General features: G+C 63.4%; 20 protein-coding genes and 1 pseudogene. 17 read left to right on the top strand and 4 right to left on the bottom strand.

Going from position 1 to position 26,531, the window contains the following annotated elements; translation table 11 throughout:
• Nucleotides 1-2: 2 nt before the first annotated feature.
• The 11 genes from xerD to FV139_RS00365 all read left to right on the top strand — a co-directional run bounded on the left by xerD (nt 3) and on the right by FV139_RS00365 (nt 12,752).
• Nucleotides 3-911 (top strand): site-specific tyrosine recombinase XerD, encoded by a 909-nt coding sequence (gene xerD, locus FV139_RS00415; RefSeq protein WP_268939922.1) that lies wholly within the window; start codon nt 3-5, stop codon nt 909-911.
• 134 nt (nt 912-1,045) lie between these two features.
• Nucleotides 1,046-1,795: a DsbC family protein gene (locus tag FV139_RS00410; protein ID WP_148066277.1), complete on the top strand. Its 750-nt coding sequence runs from the start codon at nt 1,046-1,048 to the stop codon at nt 1,793-1,795.
• Between the two features lie 143 nt (nt 1,796-1,938).
• Nucleotides 1,939-3,132, top strand: a complete 1,194-nt coding sequence (gene alaC, locus FV139_RS00405) for an alanine transaminase (protein WP_148066276.1) — start codon at nt 1,939-1,941, stop codon at nt 3,130-3,132.
• An 82-nt stretch (nt 3,133-3,214) separates the two neighbouring features.
• Nucleotides 3,215-4,522: a homoserine dehydrogenase gene (locus FV139_RS00400; protein ID WP_148066275.1), complete on the top strand. Its 1,308-nt coding sequence runs from the start codon at nt 3,215-3,217 to the stop codon at nt 4,520-4,522.
• A 53-nt stretch (nt 4,523-4,575) separates the two neighbouring features.
• Nucleotides 4,576-5,973 carry a threonine synthase gene (gene thrC / locus FV139_RS00395; protein WP_148066274.1) on the top strand — a complete coding sequence of 466 codons (1,398 nt, stop codon included), beginning with the start codon at nt 4,576-4,578 and terminating at the stop codon, nt 5,971-5,973.
• Between the two features lie 74 nt (nt 5,974-6,047).
• On the top strand, nt 6,048-7,772 hold the full coding sequence (recJ, locus tag FV139_RS00390) for a single-stranded-DNA-specific exonuclease RecJ (RefSeq protein WP_148067011.1): 1,725 nt from the start codon (nt 6,048-6,050) through the stop codon (nt 7,770-7,772).
• A 53-nt stretch (nt 7,773-7,825) separates the two neighbouring features.
• Nucleotides 7,826-8,230, top strand: a complete 405-nt coding sequence (cueR, locus tag FV139_RS00385; protein WP_148066273.1) for a Cu(I)-responsive transcriptional regulator — start codon at nt 7,826-7,828, stop codon at nt 8,228-8,230.
• Nucleotides 8,223-9,347 (top strand): permease, encoded by a 1,125-nt coding sequence (locus FV139_RS00380; RefSeq protein ID WP_148066272.1) that lies wholly within the window; start codon nt 8,223-8,225, stop codon nt 9,345-9,347. Before cueR ends, FV139_RS00380 begins: the two co-directional genes overlap by 8 nt.
• Before the next feature lie 120 nt (nt 9,348-9,467).
• Nucleotides 9,468-10,566, top strand: a protein-coding gene (gene prfB, locus FV139_RS00375; protein ID WP_148066271.1) for a peptide chain release factor 2 whose coding sequence is annotated in 2 segments (ribosomal slippage) — nt 9,468-9,542 and nt 9,544-10,566 — 1,098 coding nt in all. Because the reading frame shifts where the segments join, the coding sequence is not laid out codon by codon here.
• A 13-nt stretch (nt 10,567-10,579) separates the two neighbouring features.
• Nucleotides 10,580-12,076, top strand: coding sequence for a lysine--tRNA ligase (lysS, locus tag FV139_RS00370; protein ID WP_148066270.1), 1,497 nt, complete (start codon nt 10,580-10,582; stop codon nt 12,074-12,076).
• A gap of 145 nt (nt 12,077-12,221) precedes the next feature.
• The gene (locus FV139_RS00365; RefSeq protein WP_235898457.1) at nt 12,222-12,752 is read left to right on the top strand and encodes a hypothetical protein; all 531 of its coding nucleotides are present in this window, start codon (nt 12,222-12,224) and stop codon (nt 12,750-12,752) included.
• Here FV139_RS00365 and FV139_RS00360 read toward each other — a convergent pair.
• The 3 genes from FV139_RS00360 to FV139_RS00350 are packed head-to-tail and all read right to left on the bottom strand — an operon-like array spanning nt 12,703 to nt 16,045.
• Nucleotides 12,703-14,232, bottom strand: a complete 1,530-nt coding sequence (locus FV139_RS00360) for a sensor histidine kinase (RefSeq protein WP_148066268.1) — start codon at nt 14,230-14,232, stop codon at nt 12,703-12,705. The genes FV139_RS00365 and FV139_RS00360 overlap by 50 nt on opposite strands.
• Complete coding sequence (locus FV139_RS00355; protein WP_148066267.1) at nt 14,229-14,603, bottom strand: response regulator; 375 nt, start codon at nt 14,601-14,603, stop codon at nt 14,229-14,231. The genes FV139_RS00360 and FV139_RS00355 overlap by 4 nt, the downstream gene beginning before the upstream one ends.
• Nucleotides 14,600-16,045 (bottom strand): adenylate/guanylate cyclase domain-containing protein, encoded by a 1,446-nt coding sequence (locus FV139_RS00350; RefSeq protein ID WP_148066266.1) that lies wholly within the window; start codon nt 16,043-16,045, stop codon nt 14,600-14,602. The genes FV139_RS00355 and FV139_RS00350 overlap by 4 nt, the downstream gene beginning before the upstream one ends.
• 210 nt (nt 16,046-16,255) lie before the next feature.
• On the opposite strand from FV139_RS00350, the gene FV139_RS00345 reads away from it, so the two are divergent.
• Nucleotides 16,256-16,903: a Crp/Fnr family transcriptional regulator gene (locus FV139_RS00345; protein ID WP_148066265.1), complete on the top strand. Its 648-nt coding sequence runs from the start codon at nt 16,256-16,258 to the stop codon at nt 16,901-16,903.
• Nucleotides 16,904-17,072: 169 nt separating this feature from the next.
• Here FV139_RS00345 and xseA read toward each other — a convergent pair whose 3' ends face one another.
• On the bottom strand, nt 17,073-18,494 hold the full coding sequence (gene xseA, locus FV139_RS00340; protein ID WP_235898456.1) for an exodeoxyribonuclease VII large subunit: 1,422 nt from the start codon (nt 18,492-18,494) through the stop codon (nt 17,073-17,075).
• Between the two features lie 88 nt (nt 18,495-18,582).
• Between xseA and guaB the strand changes: the two genes are divergently transcribed.
• The 5 genes and pseudogenes from guaB to FV139_RS21340 all read left to right on the top strand — a co-directional run.
• Nucleotides 18,583-20,052: an IMP dehydrogenase gene (gene guaB / locus FV139_RS00335; RefSeq protein ID WP_148066264.1), complete on the top strand. Its 1,470-nt coding sequence runs from the start codon at nt 18,583-18,585 to the stop codon at nt 20,050-20,052.
• Between the two features lie 122 nt (nt 20,053-20,174).
• Nucleotides 20,175-21,752, top strand: coding sequence for a glutamine-hydrolyzing GMP synthase (gene guaA / locus FV139_RS00330; protein ID WP_148066263.1), 1,578 nt, complete (start codon nt 20,175-20,177; stop codon nt 21,750-21,752).
• Between the two features lie 257 nt (nt 21,753-22,009).
• Complete coding sequence (locus tag FV139_RS00325) at nt 22,010-23,512, top strand: POTRA domain-containing protein (protein ID WP_187276328.1); 1,503 nt, start codon at nt 22,010-22,012, stop codon at nt 23,510-23,512.
• A 28-nt stretch (nt 23,513-23,540) separates the two neighbouring features.
• Complete coding sequence (locus tag FV139_RS00320) at nt 23,541-26,114, top strand: hypothetical protein (RefSeq protein ID WP_148066261.1); 2,574 nt, start codon at nt 23,541-23,543, stop codon at nt 26,112-26,114.
• 198 nt (nt 26,115-26,312) lie between these two features.
• Nucleotides 26,313-26,472: pseudogene (locus tag FV139_RS21340) on the top strand (GMP synthase (glutamine-hydrolyzing)); the annotation flags it as partial.
• Between the last annotated feature and the right edge of the window lie 59 nt (nt 26,473-26,531).

The raw sequence follows: 26,531 nt of genomic DNA, 5'->3' as shown, positions 1-26,531 counted from the left end.
GGGTGACCGCCAATCAAACCCCACATCAGCCCGATATCGACCGCTACCTCGACGCCCTGTGGATGGAGCGGGGGCTGAGCGAGAATACCCTCGGCTCCTACCGTCGCGATCTGCGCCAGTTCGGCGAGTGGCTGCATCAGCAGCAGGTCGGTGGCTTACTCCGGGCCTCGGCGGCCGATATCCAGCGCTACCTCGGGGTACGGTTGCAGGAAGGTGTCTCCCCCCGCTCCAGCGCCCGTTTCCTGTCCTGCGTGCGGGGCTTTTACGCCTATAACATCCGCGAGGGGCGTCTGCAGGTAGATCCGACCCTCGATATCGACAGCCCCAAACTCGGCAGGCCGTTGCCCAAGTCGCTGTCGGAGGCGGACGTGGAGCGCCTGCTGGCCGAGCCGGTGCTCGACGACCCCATTGAATACCGCGATCGCACCATGCTGGAGGTGCTCTATGCCTGCGGACTGCGGGTCAGCGAACTGGTGGGCCTGCAACTGTCCCAGGTCAGCCTCAACCAGGGGGTGCTGCGGGTGTTTGGCAAAGGCAGCAAGGAGCGCCTGGTGCCGATGGGGGAGGAGGCGCAGTTGTGGCTGCAGCGCTTCCTGCAGGGGCCGAGGGCCGACCTGATCCGCGGCAATCCCACGGAAACGGTGTTTCCCAGCCGTCGTGGTGCCGCCATGACTCGCCAGGCCTTCTGGTATCGTATTAAACTCTACGCCCGGCGTGCGGGGATCAACAAGCCGTTGTCCCCGCACACGCTGCGGCACGCCTTTGCCACCCATCTGCTCAATCACGGTGCCGATCTGCGGGTGGTGCAGATGTTGCTGGGGCACAGTGATCTGACCACCACCCAGATCTATACTCATGTGGCCAGGGCGCGCATGCAGGAGCTGCATGCACAGCACCATCCACGGGGTTAAGGGCGATATGGCTGAACTACAATAGCCTGGCCCGTGTGCAGGGCCCGGTGACAAAAAAGGAACTTATAAGCCGTGCCGGGCTCAAAGCCTGCGCACACAGTAATCCGCCCCCAGGGGCGTACAGGGAATTGACTATGACCTTTCACAGAATGGCCGCCGTAGTGGCCACAGCTTGCGCTCTCGTCGCGGGCGGAACCCAGGCCGGCGAACCCGTGGACAAGGCGGTGGCGGACAAGCTGCGTGCCACCATGGAGGTGGCCAGCACCGGCTTGAAGATCGAGTCGGTCTCCACCAGTGAGCTGCCCGGCATGTACGAGGTCCAGTTTGCCAACGGGCCGCTGGTGTATGCCACCGAGAAAGGTAACTATTTCATTGTCGGCGACCTGTTCACCGTCGGGCCCCAGGGCTACGTCAACCTGGCGGAAAAGCGCCGTGACGGCGTCCGTCTCGAACGCCTGGCATCACTCGAGCCCGAGGACATGATTATCTTCTCCCCCGAAGGCGAGACCCGGGCGCATATCACCGTATTTACCGATGTCACCTGCTTCTACTGCCAGAAACTGCACAAGGAAGTCCCGGAGTTGAACAAGCGCGGTGTTGAAGTGCGGTACCTGGCTTATCCACGCGCCGGTCTCGGCTCCCCGGGTTTCCGCCAGCTGGCCAGCGCCTGGTGCGCCGACGACCGCCAGGATACCCTGACCCGGCTGAAGAATCGCGAGACGGTGGATGAAAACGTCTGCCCCGGCAACCCCATTGCCGAGGAGTACGCCCTGGGCCAGGAGCTGGGCGTGCGCGGTACTCCGGCCATCATCACCGAGTCCGGCAAGATGATCCCCGGATACCAGTCCGCCGACGAGCTGATGGCCACCCTGGGCCTCAATTGATCCCGTTGCCGCGGCCCAAATCCGCGGCATAATGCGCTATTGCTACCGGGCGCGTTGACAGTGCCCGGTGGACTCAGTACTGTTTCCCACCTTTTTTGACAATCCCGCCGCCTGATGGCGGCCTCCGATCGGGTCCAATAGCCGTGGATAGCCAGTTTCAGCGCATTCAGCGCCTGCCCCCCTATGTGTTCAACATTATTGGCGAGCTGAAGCAGAAAGCGCGCGCGGCGGGCGAGGACATCATCGACTTCGGCATGGGCAACCCGGACCAGCCCACGCCCGAGCATATTGTCGACAAACTGGTGGAAACCGCTCGCCGCGGCGACACCCATCGCTATTCCCAGTCCAAGGGCATTCCGCGCCTGCGCAAGGCGATTTGTGACTGGTATGCGCGGCGCTACGACGTCAACCTGGACCCGGGCACCGAGGCCATCGTTACCCTGGGTTCCAAAGAGGGGCTCGCTCACCTGGCGCTGGCCACCACCGGCCCCGGCGACGCGGTGCTGGTGCCCAACCCCAGCTACCCGATTCACCCCTATGGTTTTGTGATCTCCGGGGCGGATATCCGCCACATCCCCATGGCGGCGGAACACGAGTTCTTCCAGGAACTGGAAAACGCCATTCGCAACAGCTGGCCGCGTCCCAAGATGCTGGTGCTGAGCTTCCCCTCCAACCCCACCGGTCACTGTGTGGAGCTGGATTTCTTCGAGAAGGTGGTGGCCATCGCCCGCGAGCACCAGATCTGGGTGGTGCACGACCTGGCCTATGCCGACCTCTGCTTCGACGGTTACAAGGCCCCGTCCATCCTCCAGGTGGAGGGCGCCCGGGAAGTCGCGGTGGAATTCTTCAGCATGTCCAAGAGCTACAATATGCCCGGCTGGCGGGTCGGCTTCTGCTGCGGCAATGCCGAACTGGTGGGCGCTCTCGGACGGATGAAGTCCTACCTCGATTACGGTATGTTCACGCCTATCCAGGTGGCGGCGATCGCTGCCCTGGAGGGCGACCAGACCTGCGTGGCGGAAATTACCGCCATGTACAAGTCGCGCCGGGATGTACTGTGCAGCGGCCTGAACTCCGCCGGCTGGCCGGTTGAGCCGCCCAAGGCGACCATGTTCGTGTGGGCCCAGGTGCCGGAGTTCTATCGCGAGATGGGCTCCCTCGAGTTCAGCAAGAAGCTGCTGGAGGAGGCCAAGGTGGCCGTCTCCCCGGGCGTGGGCTTCGGCGAGTATGGCGAGGGCTACGTGCGCTTCGGCCTGATCGAGAACGAGCACCGCACCCGCCAGGCCATTCGCAATATCCGGCGCATGTTCAAGCAGGACGGCGCCATCCCGGCCTGAGCGTGTCGCGCTGACACCCGGGCATCACAGACAGCAAGCCAGAAACAAGCCAGACAGCAAGCAGACAGCAAGAAGGTATAGATTGAAACCTGTAAAAATCGGCATTTGCGGCCTCGGTACCGTCGGCGGCGGTACCTTTAACGTATTGCGTGAAAACGCGGCGGAGATTGCCGCCCGCGCCCAGGCCCCGCTGGAAATCGCCCTGGTCGGCGCGCGCCGGGACAACCCCCTGTGTGACCTGTCCGGGGTGCGGGTGAGCCGCGATATTTTCGACGTGGCCCAGGACGAGGACGTCGACATCGTTGTCGAGTTGATCGGCGGCACCACCGTGGCCCGGGAACTGGTGGAAACCGCCATTCGCAACGGCAAGCACATTGTCACGGCCAACAAGGCCCTGATTGCCGAACACGGCAACGACATTTTCGCCCTGGCTGCCGAGCACGGGGTGGCGGTGCGCTACGAAGCGGCCGTGGCCGGCGGTATTCCGATTATCAAGGCCCTGCGCGAAGGCCTGGCAGGCAACCGCATCGAGTGGCTGGCCGGCATCATCAATGGTACCGGTAACTTTATTCTCAGCGAGATGCGCGAGCACGGCCGGGAATTCGGCGATGTGCTGGCGGAAGCCCAGGCCCTCGGCTATGCCGAGGCGGACCCCACCTTCGACGTGGAGGGTATCGATGCCGCCCACAAGCTGGTGATCCTGGCCTCCCTGGCTTTCGGTATCCCGCTGCAGTTCGAGTCGGTCTATACCGAGGGCATTACCCGCCTGACACCCCAGGATATGGATTACGCCGAGGAACTCGGCTACCGGGTCAAGCATCTCGGCGTGGCCAAGCAGAGCGACGCCGGAGTCGAGCTGCGGGTGCACCCCACCCTGATTCCCCAAGAGCGCCTGCTGGCCAACGTCAATGGTGTGAAGAACGCCGTGCTGGTCGAGGGCAGTGCGGTCGGCCCGACCCTCTACTACGGCGCCGGCGCCGGCGCCGCGCCCACCGCCTCGGCGGTGGTGGCTGACCTGGTCGACCTGGCCCGGGATATCAGCGCCGAGCAGGAGAACCGGGTACCGTCGCTGTCGGTGACCGACGACGCCCTGCGGGACCTGCCCATCGTGCCGATGGCCGATGTGGTGACGCCCTGGTACCTGCGTATCGAAGCGGAGGACAAGCCGGGTGTACTGTCCAAGGTGGCGACTATCCTCAGCGACCTGGGCATCAGCATCGAGGCCCTGATCCAGAAGGCGCCGCCGCCCGGCGCAACCCGGGTACCGGTGATTGTGCTGACCAGCGACGCGCCCCAGGGCAAGGTGGATGAGGCCGTGGCCCGGATGGAGGCACTGGACAGTGTCAGCAACAGCATTTCCCGCATTCGCGTGGAAGAGCTGGACGGTTAAGAAACACATAGGCGCAGCGGCATCGGCGCGACAGCATCAGACAGGTAGCAGACGTGAAGTACATCAGCACCCGGGGCCAGGCCCCCGCACTCAGTTTCGAAGAAGTCCTGCTGACGGGGCTGGCCAGCGACGGCGGACTCTATGTGCCGGAAACCCTGCCCACCTTCAGTGCGGCAGAAATCCGCGAGATGGCCGCCCTGGACTACCCGAGCCTGGCGCAGCGGATCATCGAGCCCTTCGTCGCCGACAGCATTCCGGCGGGCGACCTGAAGCAGCTGATCGACGACACCTATGCCGAGTTCCGTCACGGCGCCGTTGCGCCGCTGGTGCAGATCGACGCCAACCAGTGGGTGCTGGAGCTGTTCCACGGGCCGACCCTGGCGTTCAAGGACTTCGCCCTGCAACTGCTGGGCCGCCTGCTGGACTACGTGCTGGAGCGCCGCCACCAGAAAGTGGTGATCATGGGCGCGACCTCGGGCGATACCGGCTCCGCGGCCATCGAGGGCTGCAAGCGCTGCAACAACATCGATATCTTCATCCTGCACCCCCACCAGCGGGTGTCGGATGTGCAGCGCCGGCAAATGACCACCGTGGTGGGTGACAACATCCACAACCTGGCGGTACAGGGCAACTTCGACGACTGCCAGGCCATGGTCAAGGCCAGTTTCGCCGACAAGTCCTTCCTGCCGTCGGATCGCAGCCTGGTGGCAGTGAACTCCATCAACTGGGCCCGCATCATGGCCCAGATCGTCTACTACTTTTACGCGGGTGTCGCCCTCGGTGCACCGTCCCGTCCGGTGGCGTTCTCTGTACCGACGGGCAACTTTGGCGACATTTTTGCCGGCTACCTGGCCCGCAACATGGGCCTGCCGGTAGAACGCCTGATCATCGCCACCAACAGCAACGACGTGCTGCACCGGGTGATGACCACCCGCACCTACGGCCGCCAGCCGCTGGAACACACCCTGTCGCCGAGCATGGATATCACCGTGTCCAGCAACTTCGAGCGCCTGTTGTTCGACCTCTACGACCGCGACGGTGCCGCGATCGCGGACCTGATGCAGCGCTTTGACCAGGGCGACATCAGTTTCTCCGCGGAGGCCATGGACCGGGCGGCGACCCTGTTCAGCAGCCACCGGGTGTCGGACGAGGAGACCTGCGCGCAGATCGCCAGTACCTGGCAGCGTTGCGAATACCTGCTGGACCCCCACAGCGCCATTGGCGTCAATGCCGCCCTGCAGGCGGGCCTGCCTCCCGAAGTGCCGGTGATTACCCTGGCCACCGCTCATCCCGCCAAGTTCCCGGACGCGGTTGCCAAGGCCGGGATTGGTGAGAAGCCCGGGCTGCCCCTGCACCTGAAAGACCTGTTCGAGCGCCCCGAGCGCTGCGAGGTGCTGCCCAACGCCCTGGCGGACGTGCAGGCCTTCATGGCGGACAACCTCAGCGCCTGAGGGTGTGAGCGGCCTTGTCGGCGGGATCAGGTAGCAGCTCCGGCGGTAGCGCCGGCAATCGTGTCCAGCGCCAGATCCGGCGCCGCCCAGCGGTAGCGGACTTCGAGGCACCGGGGCTACATCCTCTGCTGTCCCGGGTCTACCGCAATCGCGGGGTGGCCTCTGTCGACCAGCTCGAGCTCGGCCTGGCCCATTTACTGCCCCCCTCCAGTCTGCGCGGTGCCGAAGCCGCCGCGGTATTACTCGCTGATAGCCTGGCACAGCAGCAGAGCCTGCTGGTGGTGGGCGACTTCGACGCCGACGGCGCCACCAGTACCGCGCTGGCGGTATCGACCCTGCGGTGTTTTGGCGCCGAGCGGGTCGACTACCTCGTTCCCAACCGCTTCGACTACGGCTACGGCCTGACTCCGGAAATCGTCGCCCTGGCGGCCGAGCGTTCACCGGACCTGATCATCACCGTCGACAACGGTATCTCGAGTATCGATGGCGTCGCTGCAGCCCGGGAACGGGGCATCGAGACCCTGGTGACCGACCATCACCTGGCGGGGCGGTCCCTACCCGCGGCGGCGGTAGTGGTGAACCCCAACCAGCCGGGGTGCGACTTCCCCAGCAAGGCCCTGGCAGGGGTCGGGGTAATTTTCTACGTTATGCTGGCCCTGCGCGCCGAGTTGCGCCGGCGCAACTGGTTTGAGGCCCGGGGTATGGCCGAACCCGGCCTGGGCGATATCCTCGACCTCGTGGCGCTCGGTACCGTGGCCGATGTGGTACCCCTGGATCACAACAACCGCATCCTGGTCGACGCCGGGCTCAAGCGCATTCGCGCCGGGCGGGCGCGTCCCGGTATCCAGGCCCTGCTGGAGGTGGCCGGACGCGGACACCACAATGTGGTCGCCTCGGACCTCGGCTTTGCGGTGGGGCCCCGTCTCAATGCAGCCGGCCGGCTGGACGATATGAGTGTGGGCATTGAGTGCCTGCTGAGCGAGGAGCCGCAGCACGCCCGCCGCATCGCCGCGGAACTGCACCAGCTCAACCAGGACCGGCGCAATATCGAACGCGGCATGGAGCGCCAGGCCCTGGAAATGCTCGGCGGGCTCGACCTGGACGAGGGCGGTGAACCCCCGCTGGCGGTGACGCTGTACGAGCCGGACTGGCACCAGGGTGTAATCGGCATCCTCGCCTCCCGGGTCAAGGAGAGGATGCACCGGCCCACCATCGCCTTTGCCAACGCCGACGACAGTGGCGAGGAGATCAAGGGCTCCGCCCGCTCGATCCAGGGCATCCACATTCGCGACGTGCTCGACGCCGTGGCCACCCGCCACCCCGGCCTGATTACCAAGTTCGGCGGTCACGCGATGGCGGCGGGGTTGAGCCTGCCCCGGGCGCATTACGAACAGTTCAACCAGGCCCTGGTGGACGAGGTCGCCCGCCATGCCGAGGCGGTGGACCTGCAGGCGGTGGTGGAGTCCGATGGCGAATTGACGGCGCAGGATATTGATCTCGAGGTGGCCTCCATCCTGCGTTACGCAGGCCCCTGGGGCCAGCACTTCCCCGAGCCCCTGTTCGACGGTCGCTTCCGGATCGTAAGCCAGCGTATTGTGGGGGAGCGTCACCTCAAGCTGGTACTGTCCCTGCCCGATAGCGCGGTGGCGGTGGATGCCATTGCTTTCAACATCGATACAGAGTGCTGGCCCGATGAGTCCGTGGAATTCATCCAGGCCGCCTACCGCCTGGACGTGAATGAATATCGCAGCCGCAGCAGCGTCCAGTTGATGATCGAATTCCTTCAGCCCGCCGCTTGACCTTCCAGTAGCTGGAAGGTTTATGCTTCCTTCCAATGATGTTGGAGGGGCCTATGAATATCTCCCAGGCCGCCCGCCACAGCGGGCTCAGTGCCAAGACGATTCGCTACTACGAACAGATCGGGCTGGTGGTGCCCGCCGCCCGGGCCGATAACGGTTACCGCCAGTATGTCGAGCGCGACCTTGAAGAGCTGCAGTTCCTGCACCGGGCCCGGCAGGTGGGCTTCGACCTCGATGAGTGCCGCCAGTTACTTGCGCTGCTGCGGGATCACGCTCGGCACAGTGTCCAAGCCCGCGAACTGGTGCTGGAAAAACGGCGACATGTGAAGGAGCGTATTCGTGAGCTGCAGGCGATGGAGCGGCAACTGGCGGACATGGCGCGGCGTTGCCGGGGGGACGAGGGCCCGGACTGCGCGATACTCGATGACCTGAGTGGGGGAGAGCACCATCATGGCTGATTGTCACAGCGAGGCCAGGACCACACCGTCCTGTCATGCGCCCGCGGCCACAGAGGGCGCCCCTTCCTGCCACACCCAGCAGGCCGTTGGTGACAGCTGCTGCCCGACCAAATCCCGCGTGGATTACCTGCTATGGGGCAGCCTGTCGGTGGTCGTACTGGCCTACGCCTGGGCCCTGGTGACGGGCGCCCACCAGCACGACTCGGTGTTGGGAGCGTTCACCGGGGGCATTTACGAACTGTTCAACCGCATGTGGTGGGGGCTGGCCCTGGGGGTGTTTTTTGTCGGCCTGCTGGGCAAGATCCCCCGGGACCTCGTGCTGGCCATGCTGGGCCGCAACGGCGGACTGAATGGCATGTTTCGCGCCACCCTGGCCGGGGTTTTCCTTGACCTTTGCAGTCACGGCATCCTGGCGGTGGGCATGAAGCTCTACGAGCGCGGTGCCACCGTGGGGCAGGTCATGGCCTTCCTGCTGGCCAGCCCCTGGAACTCCTTTTCCCTGACCCTGATCCTGTTCGGCCTGATCGGGGTGGGCTGGACCTTGCTGTTCATCCTCATTTCCCTGGTCATCGGGGTGTTGACCGGTCTGGTGTTCGATGCCCTGGTCGCCCGGGGGACATTGCCCGGTAACCCCTTCCGGGAGGAGTTGGGGGCAGCGGCACCCCTGGCTGATCAGTGGCGGGATTTCCGTCGCAGTGTCTCCCTGTCTTTCGGCGGCACCCTGGAAGTACTGCGTGAGGGGGTAAGCGGCTCCCGGGTGGTGTTGCGCTGGGCTCTGTTCGGGCTGGTGCTGGCGGCGCTGATCAGGGCATTTGTGCCGGCCGATGCCTTCGCTGCCTGGTTTGGCGCCTCCTTTGCGGGCCTCTGGCTGACCCTGCTGGCGGCCACGGTGATCGAGGTCTGTTCCGAGGGGGCGACTCCTATCGCCGCGGACCTGATGAACCGGGCCGGGGCTCCCGGCAATGCGTTTACTTTCCTGATGGCGGGGGTGGCCACCGACTACACCGAGATCATGTCCATCCGGGATACTACCCGGTCCTGGAAGATTGCCCTGTTCCTGCCGCTGGTGACGGTGCCCCAGGTGATGCTGATCGGGTATATCCTCAACCAGTTCTGAACGGGCTGGCGGTGCCACCGCGGGCGGTGCGGGCGGGCTGATGCAGCCGCCCCGTGTTTTCGGTAAAATGCGCGCCTTTTCACGGGAACCCGCACCCCTTTTTACAGGAAATCGAACTCCATGGCAGAGATCAATCCGCTGTTGAACGCCCTCAAGGACATCGAGGCACGCACTGACGTGCTTAGGGGGTATCTTTGACTTCGCCAATCGCAAGGACCGACTGGCAGAAGTAGAACTGGAGCTGGCTGAACCCAGCGTCTGGGACGATCCGGACCGGGCCCAGGAGCTCGGCCGCGAACGCGCCTCGCTGGAGGCGGTGGTACACACCATCGAGCAGCTCGATGCCGGCGCCGGCGATGCCGCCGACCTGCTGGAAATGGCCGCGGCGGAAGATGACGAGTCCACCATCGAGGAAATAGCCGCCGATATCGATGGCCTGGTGAAGGCGCTGGAACAACTGGAATTCCGCCGCATGTTCAGCGGTGACAACGACGAGAACAACGCCTTCCTGGATATCCAGGCGGGCTCCGGCGGCACTGAGGCCCAGGACTGGGCGGAGATGCTGCTGCGGATGTACCTGCGTTGGGGTGAGGCCCACGGCTTCAAGACCACCCTGGAGGAGGCCTCCGCCGGGGATGTGGCCGGCATCAAGAGCGCCACCATTCACTTTGCCGGCGAGTACGCCTTTGGCTGGCTGCGCACCGAGACCGGTGTCCACCGCCTGGTGCGCAAGTCGCCCTTCGACTCGGGCAACCGTCGCCACACCTCTTTCAGTTCGGTGTTTGTGTCGCCGGAGATCGACGACAACATCGAGATCGAGGTGGACAAGTCCCAGGTGCGGGAAGACACCTACCGGGCCTCCGGGGCCGGTGGCCAGCACGTCAACAAGACCGACTCCGCGGTGCGCCTGACTCACATCGAGAGCGGCATCGTGGTGGCCTGCCAGAGCGAGCGGTCCCAGCACCAGAACCGCGACAAGGCCTGGAAAATGCTGCGCGCGAAGCTGTACGAGCAGGAGATGCTCAAGCGCAGTGCCGAGAAGCAGGCGATGGAGGAGAGCAAGTCCGATATCGGTTGGGGCAGCCAGATTCGCTCCTACGTGCTGGATGACCAGCGTATCAAGGACCTGCGCACAGGCGTGCAAACCAGCAACTGCCAGGCAGTGCTGGACGGAGACCTCGACGATTTCATCGAGGCCTCACTGAAAAGCGGATTGTAGGAACTGAGTGGATATGAGTAACGAGCAGCAGGCCCCGCAGGGCGTCGAAGACGAAAACAAGCTGATTGCCGAACGCCGCGCCAAGCTGGCGGCCATTCGCGAGCAGCGCAACGCCTTTCCCAACGACTTTCGTCGCACCGCCGAGGCCGGCGAATTGCAGCGCGAGTACGGCGAGCGTGACAAGGCGGAGCTTGAGGCACTGGATGCCCAGTACTCGGTGGCAGGCCGCCTGGTCCGCAACCGCGGCGCCTTCATGCTGATCCAGGATGGCTCCGACAGCATCCAGCTGTACGTGGACCGCAAGGGCCTGGACGAAGACACCCTGGCGGAGATCAAGGCCTGGGACCTGGGCGATATCGTCTGCGCCAGTGGACCTATCCACAAGTCCGGCAAGGGTGATCTCTACATCAACATGAAGGAGGCGCGCCTGCTGACCAAGGCCCTGCGCCCGCTGCCCGACAAGTACCACGGCCTGGCCGACCAGGAAATGCGCTATCGCCAGCGCTACGTCGACCTGATCGTGAACCCCGAGTCCCGGGACGTGTTCCGCACCCGCTCGGCCGTTATCACTTTCATCCGCGACTACATGAACCAGCGCGCCTTCATGGAGGTGGAAACCCCCATGATGCAGGTGATCCCTGGCGGCGCCGCGGCCAAGCCCTTCGTAACCCATCACAACGCGCTGGACCTGGACATGTACCTGCGCATTGCGCCGGAGCTTTACCTGAAGCGGCTGGTGGTGGGCGGCTTTGAACGGGTGTACGAAATCAACCGCAACTTCCGCAATGAAGGCCTGTCGACCCGCCACAACCCCGAGTTCACCATGCTCGAGTTCTACTGGGCCTACGCCGATTACAACGACGCCATGGACCTCACCGAGGACATGCTGCGGGAGCTGACCGCCAGCGTGCTGGGCAGCACCACCGTGCGTTACCAGGACAGCGAGTACGATTTCTCCCAGCCCTTCCAGCGCATGAGCGTGTTTGACTCCATCCTGCACTTCAACCCGGATATTGCCGCGGATCAGTTGTCCGACGACGCCGGGGCCCGCGCCATTGCCAAGGGCCTGGGTATCGAGCTCAAGGACAGCTGGGGCCTGGGCAAGGTGCAGATCGAGATCTTCGAGAAGACCGTGGAGCACCGGCTCGACCAGCCCACCTTCATCACCGCCTACCCGACGGAAGTGTCACCGCTGGCACGGCGCAGTGACCACGACCCCTTTGTCACCGACCGTTTCGAGTTCTTTGTTGGCGGGCGCGAAATCGCCAACGGCTTTTCCGAGCTCAACGATGCCGAGGACCAGGCCGAGCGCTTCCGCGCCCAGGTAGCGGAGAAGGACGCCGGCGACGAGGAGGCCATGCACTACGACGCGGACTACGTCCGCGCCCTCGAGTACGGCCTGCCGCCGACCGCCGGAGAGGGGATTGGTATCGACCGGCTGGTGATGCTGCTGACCAATTCTCCCTCCATTCGCGACGTGCTGCTGTTCCCGCACATGCGTCCGGAGTAAGGGGCCGGGAGGCACAAAAGTGCTACACTGTCGCGACTCCTGATCCCGACTCGAGGTCATGCTGCAATTGAGCCCGCGATACCCCCTAGCTGTAGTGATCACCGCCCTGTTACAGGGCTGTGCGCCGGCCCCGGAGGAGCCCCAGGTGGCGAACGCGAGCGAGCCGGCCCCCGCAGCAGCCCAGCAGGAGGTTCCACCCCTCACGCTCAACCTGCCGGGCAAGGCCGAGGGTTGCCAGTGCGTAGAGGGTGAAGAGGATCCGGCAAGGGACCTCACCTTCCTCGAGCGGGGCTTCGATGCCCTGTCGAAGGGCGACCATATCGAGGCGGTGCAGTACTTCCAGCGCTACCAGCGTCTGGAAGACTCACCCGAGGCGGCCTGGGAAGCGGGCATCGGCATTGCCTTTGCCAGCATGGTCTCCAGCAGCCCCTTCCTCGACCCGGAAGCCTCGCGCAAAAGCTGGCGCCGGCTGAACAAGCAGTTGACCCCTGAGATGAAGGTCCACCCCACCAGTCTGCTGATGCGCGACGCCCTGGAGTCCTTCGCCATGATGGACCGCCATATCACCGATCTGGAAAACAACAACGCCACCCTCAAGGAAGACCTGGAGAAGCGCGAGGAAGCGCTCAAGCGGCTGCGTGAACTGACTCTGGGTCAGCGGGGAGCACGACAGTAAAGGTCGCCCCCTTCCCGGGCTGGCTGCGGACCGCGATGTGTCCGCCCATCAATTCACAGTACTCCCGGCAGATCGCCAGCCCCAGCCCAGTGCCCCCGTAGTTGGCGCTGGTGGAGGATTCGGCCTGCACGAAGGCCTCGAACACCCGGGCCTGCTGTTCCTCATCCATGCCGATGCCGGTATCGCTCACCCCGAACTCGAACCAGCCGGGACGCCCGTCGAGCGGCGCCGCGCTGACGCTGATATCGCCGTTTTCGGTGAACTTGCAGGCGTTGCTCAGCAGGTTGAGAAAGACTTGCCGGAACTTGGTGGCGTCGTTGTTCAGTTCGGGCAGCTTGCGCAGGCCGGTAAGCGAAAGGGTATTGTTGCGCTCCAGCAACAGGGGCTGGATGGCGTCGCAGACCTGCTGCAGTACGTCCGCGGGGTTGAATTCCTCGGCGTGCAGCTCCATCTTGCCGGTCTCGATTTTTGACAGGTCGAGGATGTCGTTGATGAGCGAGAGCAGTTGCCGCCCGGAAAGGACGATCTTGTCGAGATCGCGCTGGAATTGCGGGCGGTCGACTTCGGTATCGTCGTCCAGCTCGTCGTGCAGCATTTCGCTGTAACCGATGATGGCGTTCAGGGGAGTGCGCAGTTCGTGGCTGACGTTGGCCAGGAAAATACTCTTGGCAGCGTTGGCCTCATCGGCGGACTCCTTGGCCTGGCGCACGTCGTAGATCGCCTTGCGCAGTTTGTCGGCCATGTCGTTGAAGGCCTGGGCCAGGTCGCCCAGCTCGCCCTTGTCCTCGATGTTCCTGATGCGGTAATTCAGCTCACCGCTGCCAATACGCTGGGTGCCTGTTTTCAGGCGCTTCAGTGAGCGGTTGGTGTAGCGGACCAGGAAGAAGCCCAGGGTGGCGGTGAGAAAGATGGAGGCCAGAAACCCGATCACCGTGATGCGATCGGTCAGGGCGATGGTGCGGTCGATGATATTGGAACGCTGTACCGCGATGAAGGCCTGGCGCTGCTCCAGCTCTTTCAGGCGCTGAACGGCTTCCAGAAAGGGAATGGGGTCGTCCATGTCCGCCCGGAAGCCGGGGTCGTTGTAGTTGCGGTAGTACGTCAGCCAGCCGTCCAGCAGGGCATTGCTGCTCTCCTGCAGTTTCTGGAAATGGGGCTGGGTGACCTCGTGGCTCAGTTCCCCCAACTGGCTGATCTTGCTGCGAACCGAGGCGATATCCGACTCCGCCTGTGCCAGTTCCAGGTTGTCCAGGGGCGCCTGGGTGGTCTCCCGCAGGGTCGCCAGCACCAGGATCTGCTGGCGCTGGTTGTCCAGTTGCTGTTCGATCTCGGTGGACAGCTGGGCCGCGGTGACCGAGTTGCGATAGGCGATCATGCTCTCGTTCCGCGCGTAGCTGCCCCAGAAATGGGTGCCCACGTTGGCGGCGAACAGGATCAGGATCGCGAACAGTGAGAGGGTGAGCCGGCGGCGTAGACTCATGGGCGGGCCAGCTTCTCGATCTTGGCCAGCAAGCCGGGGAAGTCGATGGGTTTGGTGGCGTAGTCGTCACAGCCGGCCTTGAGCGCGCTCTGGCGATCCGCCTCCATGGCGTGGGCGGTGAGGGCGATGATCGGGATATCGCGCAACTCGCTGTCGGCCCGGGCGGTGCGCACGGCCGTCCAGCCGTCCATGATCGGCAGGTTCATGTCCATCAACACCACCGAAGGTTGCGCCTCGGCCATCAGGCGCAGGGCCTCGGCGCCGTCGCCGGCGCTGATGACCTCGATACCGGCGCGCTTGAGCCGCCGGATCAGCATGTCGCGATTGAGTTCGTTGTCCTCCACCAGCAGGACCGGGCGCAAGCCGCTCATTGGCAGGCCCCCTGCAGGCTGTAGACTTCGACTTCCTCGTCAATGCCCTTGACCTTGAGGGTCTGTGGCGCACCGACGGCGTAGTGGCCCTCGAGTTTGTCCAGCGTGCTGCGGGAGATCAGTGTCTCACCGCCGGCGCAGTGATCCTCGATCCGCGAGGTGACGTTCATGGGGTGGCCGACGAATCCGTACTTGCTGCGCCGCTCCGAGCCGATGTTGCCGGCAATCACCGCACCGGTGTTGAGGGCAATGCCGGTTTTCACCGCGGGTAGGCCCTCTGCCAGGTTGCGGGCGTTGATGTCGTCCATAGCGGCCTGCATGGCCAGGGCGCAGCGCACCGCGCGGTCGGCATCGTCGTCTCGCGACAGGGGTGCGCCGAACACGGCGAGAATGGCGTCGCCGAGAAACTCGTCGATCGTACCCTGGTGGGCCATGATGATGTCGGTCATGGTGCCGAGGTAGCGATTGAGCATGGTGACGACCTGCGCCGGCGCCAGTTTTTCACTGAGGGTGGTGAAGCCGCGGATGTCCGACATCATGATGGTGACTTCGCGCAGGTCGCCTCCCAGTTCCAGGCCCTCCGGGCGCTCGAGGATGTCGGTGACGATCTCGTCGGACAGGTAGCGGCCAAAGGTCGCGCGGATAAATTTTTCGTTGCGCTCGAGCTGCTGGCGGTAGAGCTCTTCGCGGTCGTGCCAGCGCTTACGCTCGATGCCCGCCTTGATCCGCGCCTGCAGCAACACCGGGTTGAAGGGCTTGAACAGGTAGTCGTCGGCACCGGCTTCAATGCATTCGATGATGTCCTCCATGTCCTGGTGGCCGGAGATCACGATCACCGGCGTGGCGCGCCAGTCCTCGTGCTCCTTGATCCGCCGCAGTACCTCGCGGCCGTCCATGCCCGGCATCACCAGGTCCAGCAGGACCACGTCGACATCGGCCTGTTCCAGCGTCCGCAGGGCTTCTTCCCCGCTGGCGGCGGTCACCACGAGGTGGCCGGAGCGGGACAGGTAGCGTGCCACCAGTTCCCGGTTTTCCTGGCGGTCGTCCACTGCGAGGATAAACCCTGGCTCGGAGGTGACCGCGGTGCTGCGACCCTCAGCGGAGCTCTCGCCCCCGGCATCGGCAGTCTGTATCGCCAGCAACAGGCGGCTCAGCGAGTCTGCCAGTTCGCCGTGGGACGGCTGCAGGTCTTCCCGCAGCATTTCCGCGTAGCCGCGAATGGCGGCGAGCACGTTCATCAGTTCATGCCGGCTCTCGCGGCTGTCGCCGCCGTCCAGGCAGTCATCGAGGCGCTCGGCCGCCTGCAGCAACTTGCCGAAGTCTTCCTGCGCCATGTCGTCGAGGCTGGATTTATCCCGCTCGTACAGCGAGCGCAATTCAATCAGCGTACGCAGCAGGGCGTCGCTCCAGAGGGATGTGGCCTGTCGGGTTGTGCTGCTCACGAAGGTGTTTCGGCCTGCTGCAGGGTGTGGGCCCGAGTATAACGAGGGCGAAGCGAGTGTGGAAACGGCAGATTCATTCGTTACAAGTGTAGTAACAGGAGTTGTTGCGTCGTGTTTTATGCCCTACGGGTGCGCATTCCGTAGAGTTTGGGTTACTATTGTCGGCGTAGCTACAGGGACAAGGCTGATCACGGGGCAGGTACAGAACGCATGTTGCAACAAGTAGAAATCTTCCAGGGTTTGTCTCGGGAAGAACTGGATGCACTGGCATCCAGCAGTACCAGCCGGTCGTTCCCCAAAAACACCGTGGTCATCCACGAGAACGATCCGGCAGACTCGCTGTTCATTATCGAGAGCGGCAAGGTCAAGGTGTACTGCAGCGACAAGAACGGCAAGGAGTTCATCATGAACACCCAGGGCGCCGGCGACTACTTCGGCGAACTGGCCCTGCTCGACGACTCGGTGCGCTCCGCCTCCGTGCGCACGGTGGAAAAGTCCAACTTCTGCATCATCTACAAGGAAGATTTCAACCGGGTGCTGGACCAGTACCCCAACATCTCGCGCCAGCTGATCCGCAACCTCGCCCAGCGGGTGCGCAAGCTGACCGCCGACGTCAAGAGCCTCGCCCTGCAGGATGTTTACGGCCGGGTTGCCAATGTGCTCATGGACCTCTCCGAGGAGCGCGGCGACGGCACCCTGTATATCCCCGAGAAGCTCACCCAGCAGGATATCGCCGACCGGGTTGGCGCCTCCCGGGAGATGGTGGCCCGTATCCTCAAGGACCTCACCATCGGTGAGTACATCCGCTTCGAGGGCCGCCACATCATAATTAATACTCGCTTACCGGCGAAGTATTGACCGTTTCGCCGGGCCCGGCTGTCAAGTTCGGGCCCTTGGCAATCCTCCACTGAATCATCCCGGCAGGGTGCGTGCCAGTTGCTATGCTTTTAGTACGGCTGGCGGTTCGGGAGGGCACCCCATGGCACAGAAGTACGATGCGGCGGAAACGGTCCTGCTCGGCACAGCCTCACTTACCGGTCTGCTGATCCTCGTCGCCTTCCTCGGCGTCTGACACCTCGTCCACCGTCAGGTCCAGCCGGCCCCGCGCCAGGCGGGCTTGCAGTTTCTGGCCTGATTTGACCTTTCTGGCGTCTCGCACCACCTCGCCATCGGTGGTGGTCAGGACCGCGTAACCCCGGTCGAGGGTGGCCAGGGGGCTCACTGAATCCAGTAGCTGGGCCAGCTGCGCCAGGCGAGTTCGGGCCTGTTCCAGTTTGCGTTGCATGGCGCGGTTGAGGCGCTGTTCCAGGCTGCTGACATCCTGCTGCAACTGGCGGACACGGGGCAGGGGCGAGCGTGCCAGCAACCGGCTTTCCAGCAGGGCGAGCTCGCTGCGCCGGCGTTGTAACTGGTTGTGCTGGGCCCGTACCAGGCGCTGTTCCAGGTCGTCCAGGCGCTGGGCCTGTTCCCGCAGTTGCTGCCCGGGGTGGCGCAGGCGCCGGCGCAAATGCTCCAGTTGATTGCGGGCCTCGGCCAGGCGGCGCTCCATGGCGCGTTTGAGTCGGGCCTCCAGTTGCGCCAGCCGGGCCAGCCACTCTTCCCGGTTGGGGCTGACCAACTCCGCCGCGGCCGACGGGGTGGCCGCGCGGATGTCTGCCGCCATGTCGGCGATGGTGAAGTCCACTTCGTGCCCCACGGCACTGACCACCGGCAGGTCGCTGGCGACAATGGCGCGAGCCACGACTTCCTCGTTAAAGGCCCACAGATCTTCCAGCGAACCGCCCCCGCGGCCCACGATCAGGGCGTCCAGGGGTACCTCGCCGCTGGCGCTCAGGCGGTTGGCGCGGGCTATTGCCGCGGCGATCTCGCCGGCCGCCGCCTCGCCCTGCACGGCAACCGGCAGAATGTAGACCTGCATGGCGGGCCAGCGGCGCTGGAGTACGGTGAGAATATCGTGAATGGCGGCGCCGGTGGGGGAGGTCACGACACCCAGGTGGTGGATGTGCTCCGGCAGCGGCTGTTTGCGCTCCGGGGCGAACAGTCCCTCCGCCAGCAGGCGGGCCTTCAGCTCCTCGAAAGCGGCCTGCAGGGCGCCGGCCCCCGCCGGCTCCATGTGCTCGCCAATCAGCTGGAATTCCCCGCGCCCCTCGTACAGCGAAACCCGGCAGCGCAGGCGGATGTGGTCGCCGTTTTTGGGCCGGAAACGCACCCGCTGGTTGCGATTGCGGAACATGGCGCAGCGCACCTGGGCGGTGGTGTCCTTGAGGGAGAAATACCAGTGCCCGGAGGAGGGGGCGGCAAAATTGCTGATTTCGCCCTCTACCCAGACAAAATCGAAACTGGATTCAAGTAAACCGCGCACCTGCCGGTTGAGCTGGCTGACCGTGAGGGTCTCGGGTGTGGGGCGGTCGATGCCGCCAAAAGGGGGTGAATTAGTACTGCTGGACACGGTCTGGACGCTTGACTTTAGTTTACCTGGGGTAGGGTGAGGATTTATAATTGCTCGTTTAACTTTTACCCGCCAGCGGAGCCCCCCTATGCTGCGTATTGCCCAGGAAGCCCTGACTTTCGACGATGTTCTGCTCGTACCGGGCTACTCCGAGGTCGTGGCGACCGATGTCTCACTGAAGACCCGCCTGACCCGGGAGATCGAGCTTAACATTCCCCTGGTGTCCGCCGCCATGGATACCGTCACCGAAGCCCGCCTGGCCATCGCCATGGCCCAGGAAGGTGGCATCGGCATCATCCACAAGAGCATGACCATCGCCGAGCAGGCCGACCAGGTGCGCCGGGTCAAGAAGTTCGAGAGCGGTGTGGTCAAGGACCCGATCACCATCCAGCAGGATGCCACCATTGCCGAGCTGCACGAGCTGACCACCGCCCACGGTTTTTCCGGGGTGCCGGTGCTGAACGGCGAAGACCTGGTGGGTATCGTCACCCGCCGCGATGTGCGCTTCGAATCCGACCCCACCAAGCTGGTGTCTGCCATCATGACGCCCAAGGAGAAGCTGGTCACGGTCAGGGAGGGCGCCAGCGCCGAGGAAGTCCAGCGCCTGCTGCACCAGCACCGGATCGAGAAAATCCTGGTGGTGAACGACCAGTTCGACCTGCGCGGCATGATCACCGTGAAGGACTTCGACAAGGCGGAGAGTTTCCCCCACGCCTGCAAGGACTCCTACGGCCAGCTGCGAGTTGGCGCGTCTGTGGGCACCAGCCCCGACACCGATGACCGCGTCGCCGCCCTGGTGCGCGCCGGCGTAGACGTGCTGGTGGTGGACACCGCCCACGGCCACTCCCGCAATGTGATCGAGCGGGTGCGCAAGATCAAGGCGGAGTACCCCTCCATCCAGGTGATCGGCGGTAATATTGCCACCGGCGCCGCCGCCCTGGCCCTGGCAGAAGCCGGCGCCGACGGCGTGAAAGTGGGTATTGGCCCCGGTTCCATCTGTACCACCCGCATCGTGACCGGTACCGGGGTGCCCCAGATCACTGCCATCGCCAACGTGATCGAGGCCCTGCAGGGCCACAATATCCCGGTGATTGCCGACGGCGGCATCCGCTTCTCCGGCGACATCGCCAAGGCCATTGTCGCTGGCGCCCACGCGGTGATGATGGGCAGCATGTTCGCCGGTACCGAAGAGGCGCCGGGCGAGGTCGAGCTCTACCAGGGCCGGACCTACAAGGCCTACCGCGGCATGGGCTCACTGGGCGCCATGTCCAAGACCCAGGGTTCTTCCGACCGCTATTTCCAGGATGCCAGTAAAGGCGCCGAGAAACTGGTGCCGGAAGGCATTGAAGGCCGCGTACCCTACAAAGGGCCCGTATCCGCCATCATCCACCAGCTGATGGGGGGCGTGCGCTCCGCCATGGGCTACACCGGCAGCACCACCATGGACGACATGCGCTCCCGGCCCGAGTTTGTGCGGGTGACCAACGCCGGCATGTCGGAAAGTCATGTGCACGACGTCTCGATCACCAAGGAAGCGCCAAACTACCCGGTGCGCTAGCGGCGAAGCGGCCCCGGCCACACTGAGCCGGGGGTCGCAAACGCCGCCCCTGTAGGGCCGAATTCATTCGGCCGACCACATGGTAATCGGCCGAATGAATTCGGCCCTACTCAGGACTTCAGATGACCACCAATATCCACGCCAGCAAGATACTCATCCTCGACTTCGGCTCACAGTACACCCAGCTGATTGCCCGCCGCGTGCGGGAAGTGGGGGTGTACAGCGAAATCCGCGCCTGGGACATGAGCGACGACGACATCCGCGACTTCGCCCCCAGCGGCATCATTCTCTCCGGCGGCCCTGAATCAGTCGCGGAAGTGGACTCCCCCCGCGCACCCGGACTGGTATTCGAACTGGGCATTCCCGTGCTGGGTATCTGCTACGGCATGCAGACCATGGCCGAGCAGTTCGGCGGCAAAGTCACCCCTTCCGATACCAGCGAATTCGGTTACGCCCAGATTCGCCAGGTGGGCAACGGCGGCCTGCTGCACGACATCCGCGACCACATCGCCGACGACGGCACCGCGCTGCTGGATGTGTGGATGAGCCACGGTGACAAGGTCACGGTATTGCCGCCGGACTTCGAGTTGATTGCCGAGACCGATTCCTGCCCCATCGCCGGCATGGCGCACAAGGAAAAGCCCTTCTTTGGCATCCAGTTCCACCCGGAAGTGACCCACACCCTGCAGGGCAAACGCATCATCGAGCACTTCGCCCTGGAGCAGTGTGGCTGCGAGGCCCTGTGGACCCCGGCCAATATCGTCGAAGATGCCATCGCCCGGGTGCGCGAGCAGGTAGGAAGCGACAAGGTCCTGCTGGGCCTGTCCGGCGGTGTCGACTCCTCCGTGGTGGCGGCCCTGCTGCACAAGGCCATCGGCGACCAGCTCACCTGCGTGTTCGTGGACAACGGCCTGCTGCGCCTCAATGAAGGCGACCAGGTGATGAAGATGTTCGCCGACAACATGGGCGTGAAGGTTATTCGCGCCGACAAGGAAGCCCTGTTCCTCGGCAAACTGGCGGGCGAAAACGACCCGGAAGCCAAGCGCAAGATTATCGGTAATACCTTTATTGAAGTGTTCGACGAGGAAGCCGCCAACATCACCGACGTGAAATGGCTGGCCCAGGGCACCATCTACCCGGACGTGATCGAGTCCGCCGGCGCCAAGACCGGCAAGGCTCACGTGATCAAGTCACACCACAATGTCGGCGGCCTGCCGGAAGACATGGCACTGGAACTGGTGGAGCCCCTGCGGGAGCTGTTCAAGGACGAGGTGCGCCAGATCGGCCTGGAACTCGGCCTGCCCTACGACATGGTTTACCGCCACCCCTTCCCGGGCCCGGGCCTCGGTGTGCGTATTCTGGGCGAAGTGAAAAAAGAATACGCGGATCTGCTGCGCCGTGCCGATGCCATCTTCATCGAGGAACTGCACGCCGCCGACTGGTACCACAAGACCAGCCAGGCCTTTGCCGTATTCCTGCCGGTCAAGTCGGTGGGTGTGGTTGGCGATGGCCGCCGCTACGAGTACGTCATCGCCATTCGCGCGGTGGAGACCGTCGACTTCATGACCGCGCGCTGGGCGCACCTGCCCTACGACCTACTGGAGAAGGTCTCCAACCGGATCATCAACGAGATCTCCGGTGTGTCCCGTGTGACCTACGACGTGAGCAGTAAGCCGCCGGCGACGATCGAGTGGGAGTGATTCAGCCGACATACTGACTTCGCTAGTTTTGGGGCAATGTGAGTAAAAAAGTAATGAATCCTTGGTGTCGAGTACTCAGCGCAGCGGTGCTGTTCATGATCTGCTGTGCTCCAGGGCTGGCTACTGCTCAGGTGAGTCAACTCCCCCCGCGGAGTGGGGAGCTACAGGGGGTAGAGCGCGAGGACCGGGAAACGTTGAGGAAAAGGCTGGAGGAGCAGGATGACTTCGCTCCGACCCAACCGCCAGCACAGCCAGTCGTGCCCGATCGCTACTTCGCCATTCAGTCTGTCGAGTTTATCGGTAACTCGGTCATCGCCGGTGAGGAACTGGCCGCAGCGGCCAACCTCGCGGGAAAAACAGCGTCAACCTCAGGGATCATCGAAGCCGCAGAAGCTGCCGCAGATGTCTATCACCAGCGTGGCTACAATCTCGCGCAGGTCGTGGTGCCGCCACAGGATCTGGCCGACGGCGTACTGAGGCTTGTGGTCCTCGAAGGCCGGCTCGATCGAGATGGCCTTGAGGTGGTCGATTTTTCAGAGGGAAGGATCGACGTTGAGCGCATGACGGAAATCCTGCTCGACGGGGTCAATGAAACAGACCTGATCCAGCGGGAGCCCTATGAGCGGGCGCTCAGGGTTGTGGATACCATGCCCGGTGTCCGCAGCCGTTCCTGGCTGTATCCGGGCGATGCCGTAGGAACGGCCCGGCTGCGCGCAGAGCTGTATCCAGAAGATGCCATCTCGGGGGGGCTCAGTCTTGATAACCATGGCTTTCGGGCGACTGGTCAGGAGCGATTGACGCTGGATTTGCGGGCATTGAACCCTTGGCAGTCACACCTCCAGGCCGATGTTCTGGCTTCTGTTTCTGCGGGCGGTAATTCCTATATTTACGGACATGTGGCGCTGCCAGTCGGCAATGACGGCCTGATGCTCGGCGCCGGTGGTGACTACGGGCGCTACGAAACGCTGGAAGAAAAGGGCTTTCTTCCGGCTGACGGTGATTACAGCCATATTGAAATCGACGCCAGATACCCCCTGTACCTGACCGCAGATGACGCGCTTTTCGGCGAAGTCTCGATCAACAGAACGACGCAGAACGACGACTCCGGGTTCGGTTCGTTTGGCGCATCGGTAGACTTTGCAGAGGCTTCCGTCGACTGGTTGAGCTCATCCATCGGCGCGCTTGCCCGGACCAGTGCCCGAGCAGTGCTGACCTACGGCGATGTGACGATCGACGAGGGTCTGGATATCTTCCAGACCGAGGGGGGCTTCGTTCGCGCCCGCATCGACATCGCGCATCTGCGCCGCTGGAACCCGCGGATTTATTCCTTGCACGTTGTGGGCGGCCAGGTTGCCGATCAAAACCTCAACGGCTATTTTCAATGCCATATCGGCGGTGCCATTGGTAATCGCGGCTATGCCGTTGGTGAGGGGACGGGGGATGCCTGCCTGAGTCTCGACAACGAACTGGTCTTTGAGGTCGGCCCTGAGGGTGCCGAGGACCGGTTGCAGCTTTTTGTCATTGGTGATGTGGCGAGAATCCGTGAGTTTGAACAGGACATCGCATTGTTTGAAAGCCAGTACTACACCCTGGCGAGTGTCGGCATAGGTTCGAGGTGGCGGCTGACCGACGATCTGGAAATTAATGCAGAGGTTGCCCACCAGTTGGAAGACTCGCTGCGCAGACAGCGAACCGGGCTGGATTCAGACAATCGCGATTCAAAGACGCGATATTGGCTTCAGGTACACTATGCTTTCTAGTAGCGACAGGCGCCGGGGGCGACAGACTGTGGAGCGATCCTCAACAAAAGCGACAACCATCGGCATGCTTGTGGCATTACTGGTCGCTGGACACGCCGCCCACGGGCAATCTGACCGTCCACGTCGGGATGCCAAGCCCAGCACGGGTGAACTCCATGCATACTCGCGTGAGGCCTACAACGAAAAGCGCAAGCGCTCGCGGGAGCTTCACCAGGATAACGCCGTCAATCAGAAGCACTACGCTGATCATGTAAGCGGAAGTGCCCTGCAAGAGCTTCATCCCCGGGCACCGCGTCGCTTATCGGGGCTGGATGACCTGCACCGCAAGGACAGATACCGCAGGCATAGAAGTGCCGAGCTCATCGCCCGACTTTCAGGCCCCAAACGACTTGAATTGCCGGTGCAGCAAGACCAGAGCGAAGCGGTTGAAGCAATAGTCGCCACCGTCTCGATCCCCAGCGCAGCGCCAGCGCCTTCAAGCCGGGTTGCTGGCACTGGGCAGCAAGACCAGCAGGATCAGCCAGAGTACTTTAATCCTGACGGCTCACCGATGACTGCAGGGCAGATTAAGTGGTGGACCAATTCGGGGCAAATCAAGGCAGATGGCTCACTTTCGCTCGCTTTGGTTGCTTCGGGGTACACAGTTGTGATCGCCCCCCGGCAGCCGGTACTGGTAGCGACCACGCAAGCCAATCCGCCGACCCTTACACCGGTGGACCAACCTTCGTTGCAAACACCAACACCCACCACATCCCAGACAGTCGTTACTGACCCTGGTAGTCCGGCACAGCTAACGCCGGTGCCGCCGCAGTTGGCGACCCAGACACCTGTGCAGGCCACTCCGCAAACAGTGACCACCGTTCAGGGTGATCCCGGACAGCTAACCCCCGTACCGCCGCAGTTGGCAACCCAGACGCCGGTACAAACGACGCCACAGACAGTGACCACGGTTTCGGGCAACCCGGGACAGTTAACGCCTGTACCGCCGCAGTTAGCAACCCAGACACCGGTACAAACGACGCCGCAGACGGTGACCACGGTACCGAGCAATCCAGGTCAGATAACGCCCGTCGCACCGCAGATGGCGGCGCAGACGCCGGTACAAACGACGCCGCAAACGGTGACCACGGTACCGGGCTACCCGGGGCAGATAACGCCAGTTGCACCGCAGATGGCAATGCAGACGCCGGTACAAACGACGCCGCAAACGGTGATTACGGTTCTGGGCAACCCGGGGCAGATGACGCCTGTCCCACCACAGATGGCAACGCAGACGCCGGTACATACGACGCCGCAGACAGTGACCACGGTACCGGGCAACCCGGGGCAGATAACGCCAGTTGCACCGCAGATGGTAATGCAGACGCCGGTACAAACGACGCCGCAAACGGTGACTACGGTTCTGGGCAACCCGGGACAGATGACGCCTGTCCCACCACAGATGGCAACGCAGACGCCGGTACAAACGACGCCGCAGACGGTGACCACGGTGCCGGGCAACCCGGGGCAGATAACGCCCGTCGCACCGCAGATGGCGACCCAGACAGCCACCCAGATTGCACCGCAGACGGTGACTACGGTGCCGGGTAATCCGGGACAGATGACGCCTGTTCCCCCGCAGTTGGCAACCCAGACACCGGTACCAACGACGCCGCAGACGGTGACCACGGTGCCGGGCAACCCGGGGCAGATGACGCAAGTACCACCACAGTTGGCAACCCAGACACCGGTACAAACGACGCCGCAGATGGTGACCACGGTGCCGGGTATACCGGGGCAGATGACGCCAGTCGCACCCCAGATGGCAACTCAGACACCCACACAGACCACACCGCAGATGGTGACCACCGTTCACGGTAACCCTTCGCAGGTAGCGTCGGTGCCGTCCCATCCGGTCATGCAGACGCCTACACAGTCCGCGCCACAGACAGTAGCGATGGTTCCAGGCAATCCTGGGCAAATAACACCCGCTCCTCAGATGACAACCCAGACGCCCACACAAACGACACCGCAGAGCGTGACCACTGTTCACGGCAACCCTGGGCAGCTGACACCGGTACCGCCACAGCTGCCAACTCAGACCCCGGTCCTATCCACACCACAAACGGTGACTACGGTTTCGGGTAATCCTGCGCAGATGGTCTCCGTACCGCCCCAGCAGACTACGCAGACGCCAGTACAACAGGCGCCGCAAGTTGTCGCGGGAGTGACAGGCAACCCGGGGCAGGTAACCCTGGTGTCGCCTTCGCAGACATCGCAAGCTCCCTTACAGACAACTCAGCCGGTAGTGGTATCAAACCCGGCCCAGCCCGTTGTCATGACCCCGCCGCAAGGTTCGGTGCAGTCGATTCCCGGCTCAGGTCAATTGCCCGGCGGATCGGGACATACCGCGCCGTCTGGAGGTCAGCTGCCGCAGCAAACGGGCTCTGGCCAAAGTTCGGAATTTGCACTTACTGCCATCGATCTGGCCGCCTGGCGGCCACTGCCATCCACCGCAGCCCATGATATTGACCATCAGGTGATTGGAATTACCCTGCCGGTCTTTTGCGATGAACTGACCGCCGATGCAGCGCCTGACGACGCTGATTGCATAACTGAGTAGGCCAGATTCGGATACGCCGACTTACCTGTCGAACCAATAGCCTGGCGGCAGGTGCCGCCGGGCCACGCCATCTTCATCGAGGAACTGGTAGTGATGGTCGTCGCCCACTCCGGCAACAGACGTGACCGGCATGAACGCAGCAAGGGTCTGGCTGGCCTTGTGGTACCAGTCTGCAGCGTGCAGTTTCTCAGCGCTATCGGCGCAGTGGAGACTGTGGACTTTATGACCGCGCTGGGCGCACCTGCCCTACGAGTTGCTGGAGAAGGTGTCCAACCGGATCATCAATGAGATCTCCGGTGTGTCCAGGGTGACCTATGACGTGAGCAGCAAGCCGCCGGCGACGATTGAGTGGGAGTGAGGGGCACTCCCTCGCGCTGGGCAGGTCAAAACATAATGTCCTAAACTTCCCTGACAAGA

Source organism: Parahaliea maris (assembly GCF_008064665.1).
GTDB classification, from domain to species: domain Bacteria; phylum Pseudomonadota; class Gammaproteobacteria; order Pseudomonadales; family Halieaceae; genus Parahaliea; species Parahaliea maris.
The sequence above is the reverse complement of the archived record's forward strand: the minus strand, read 5'-3'. Positions and strand labels throughout refer to the sequence as shown.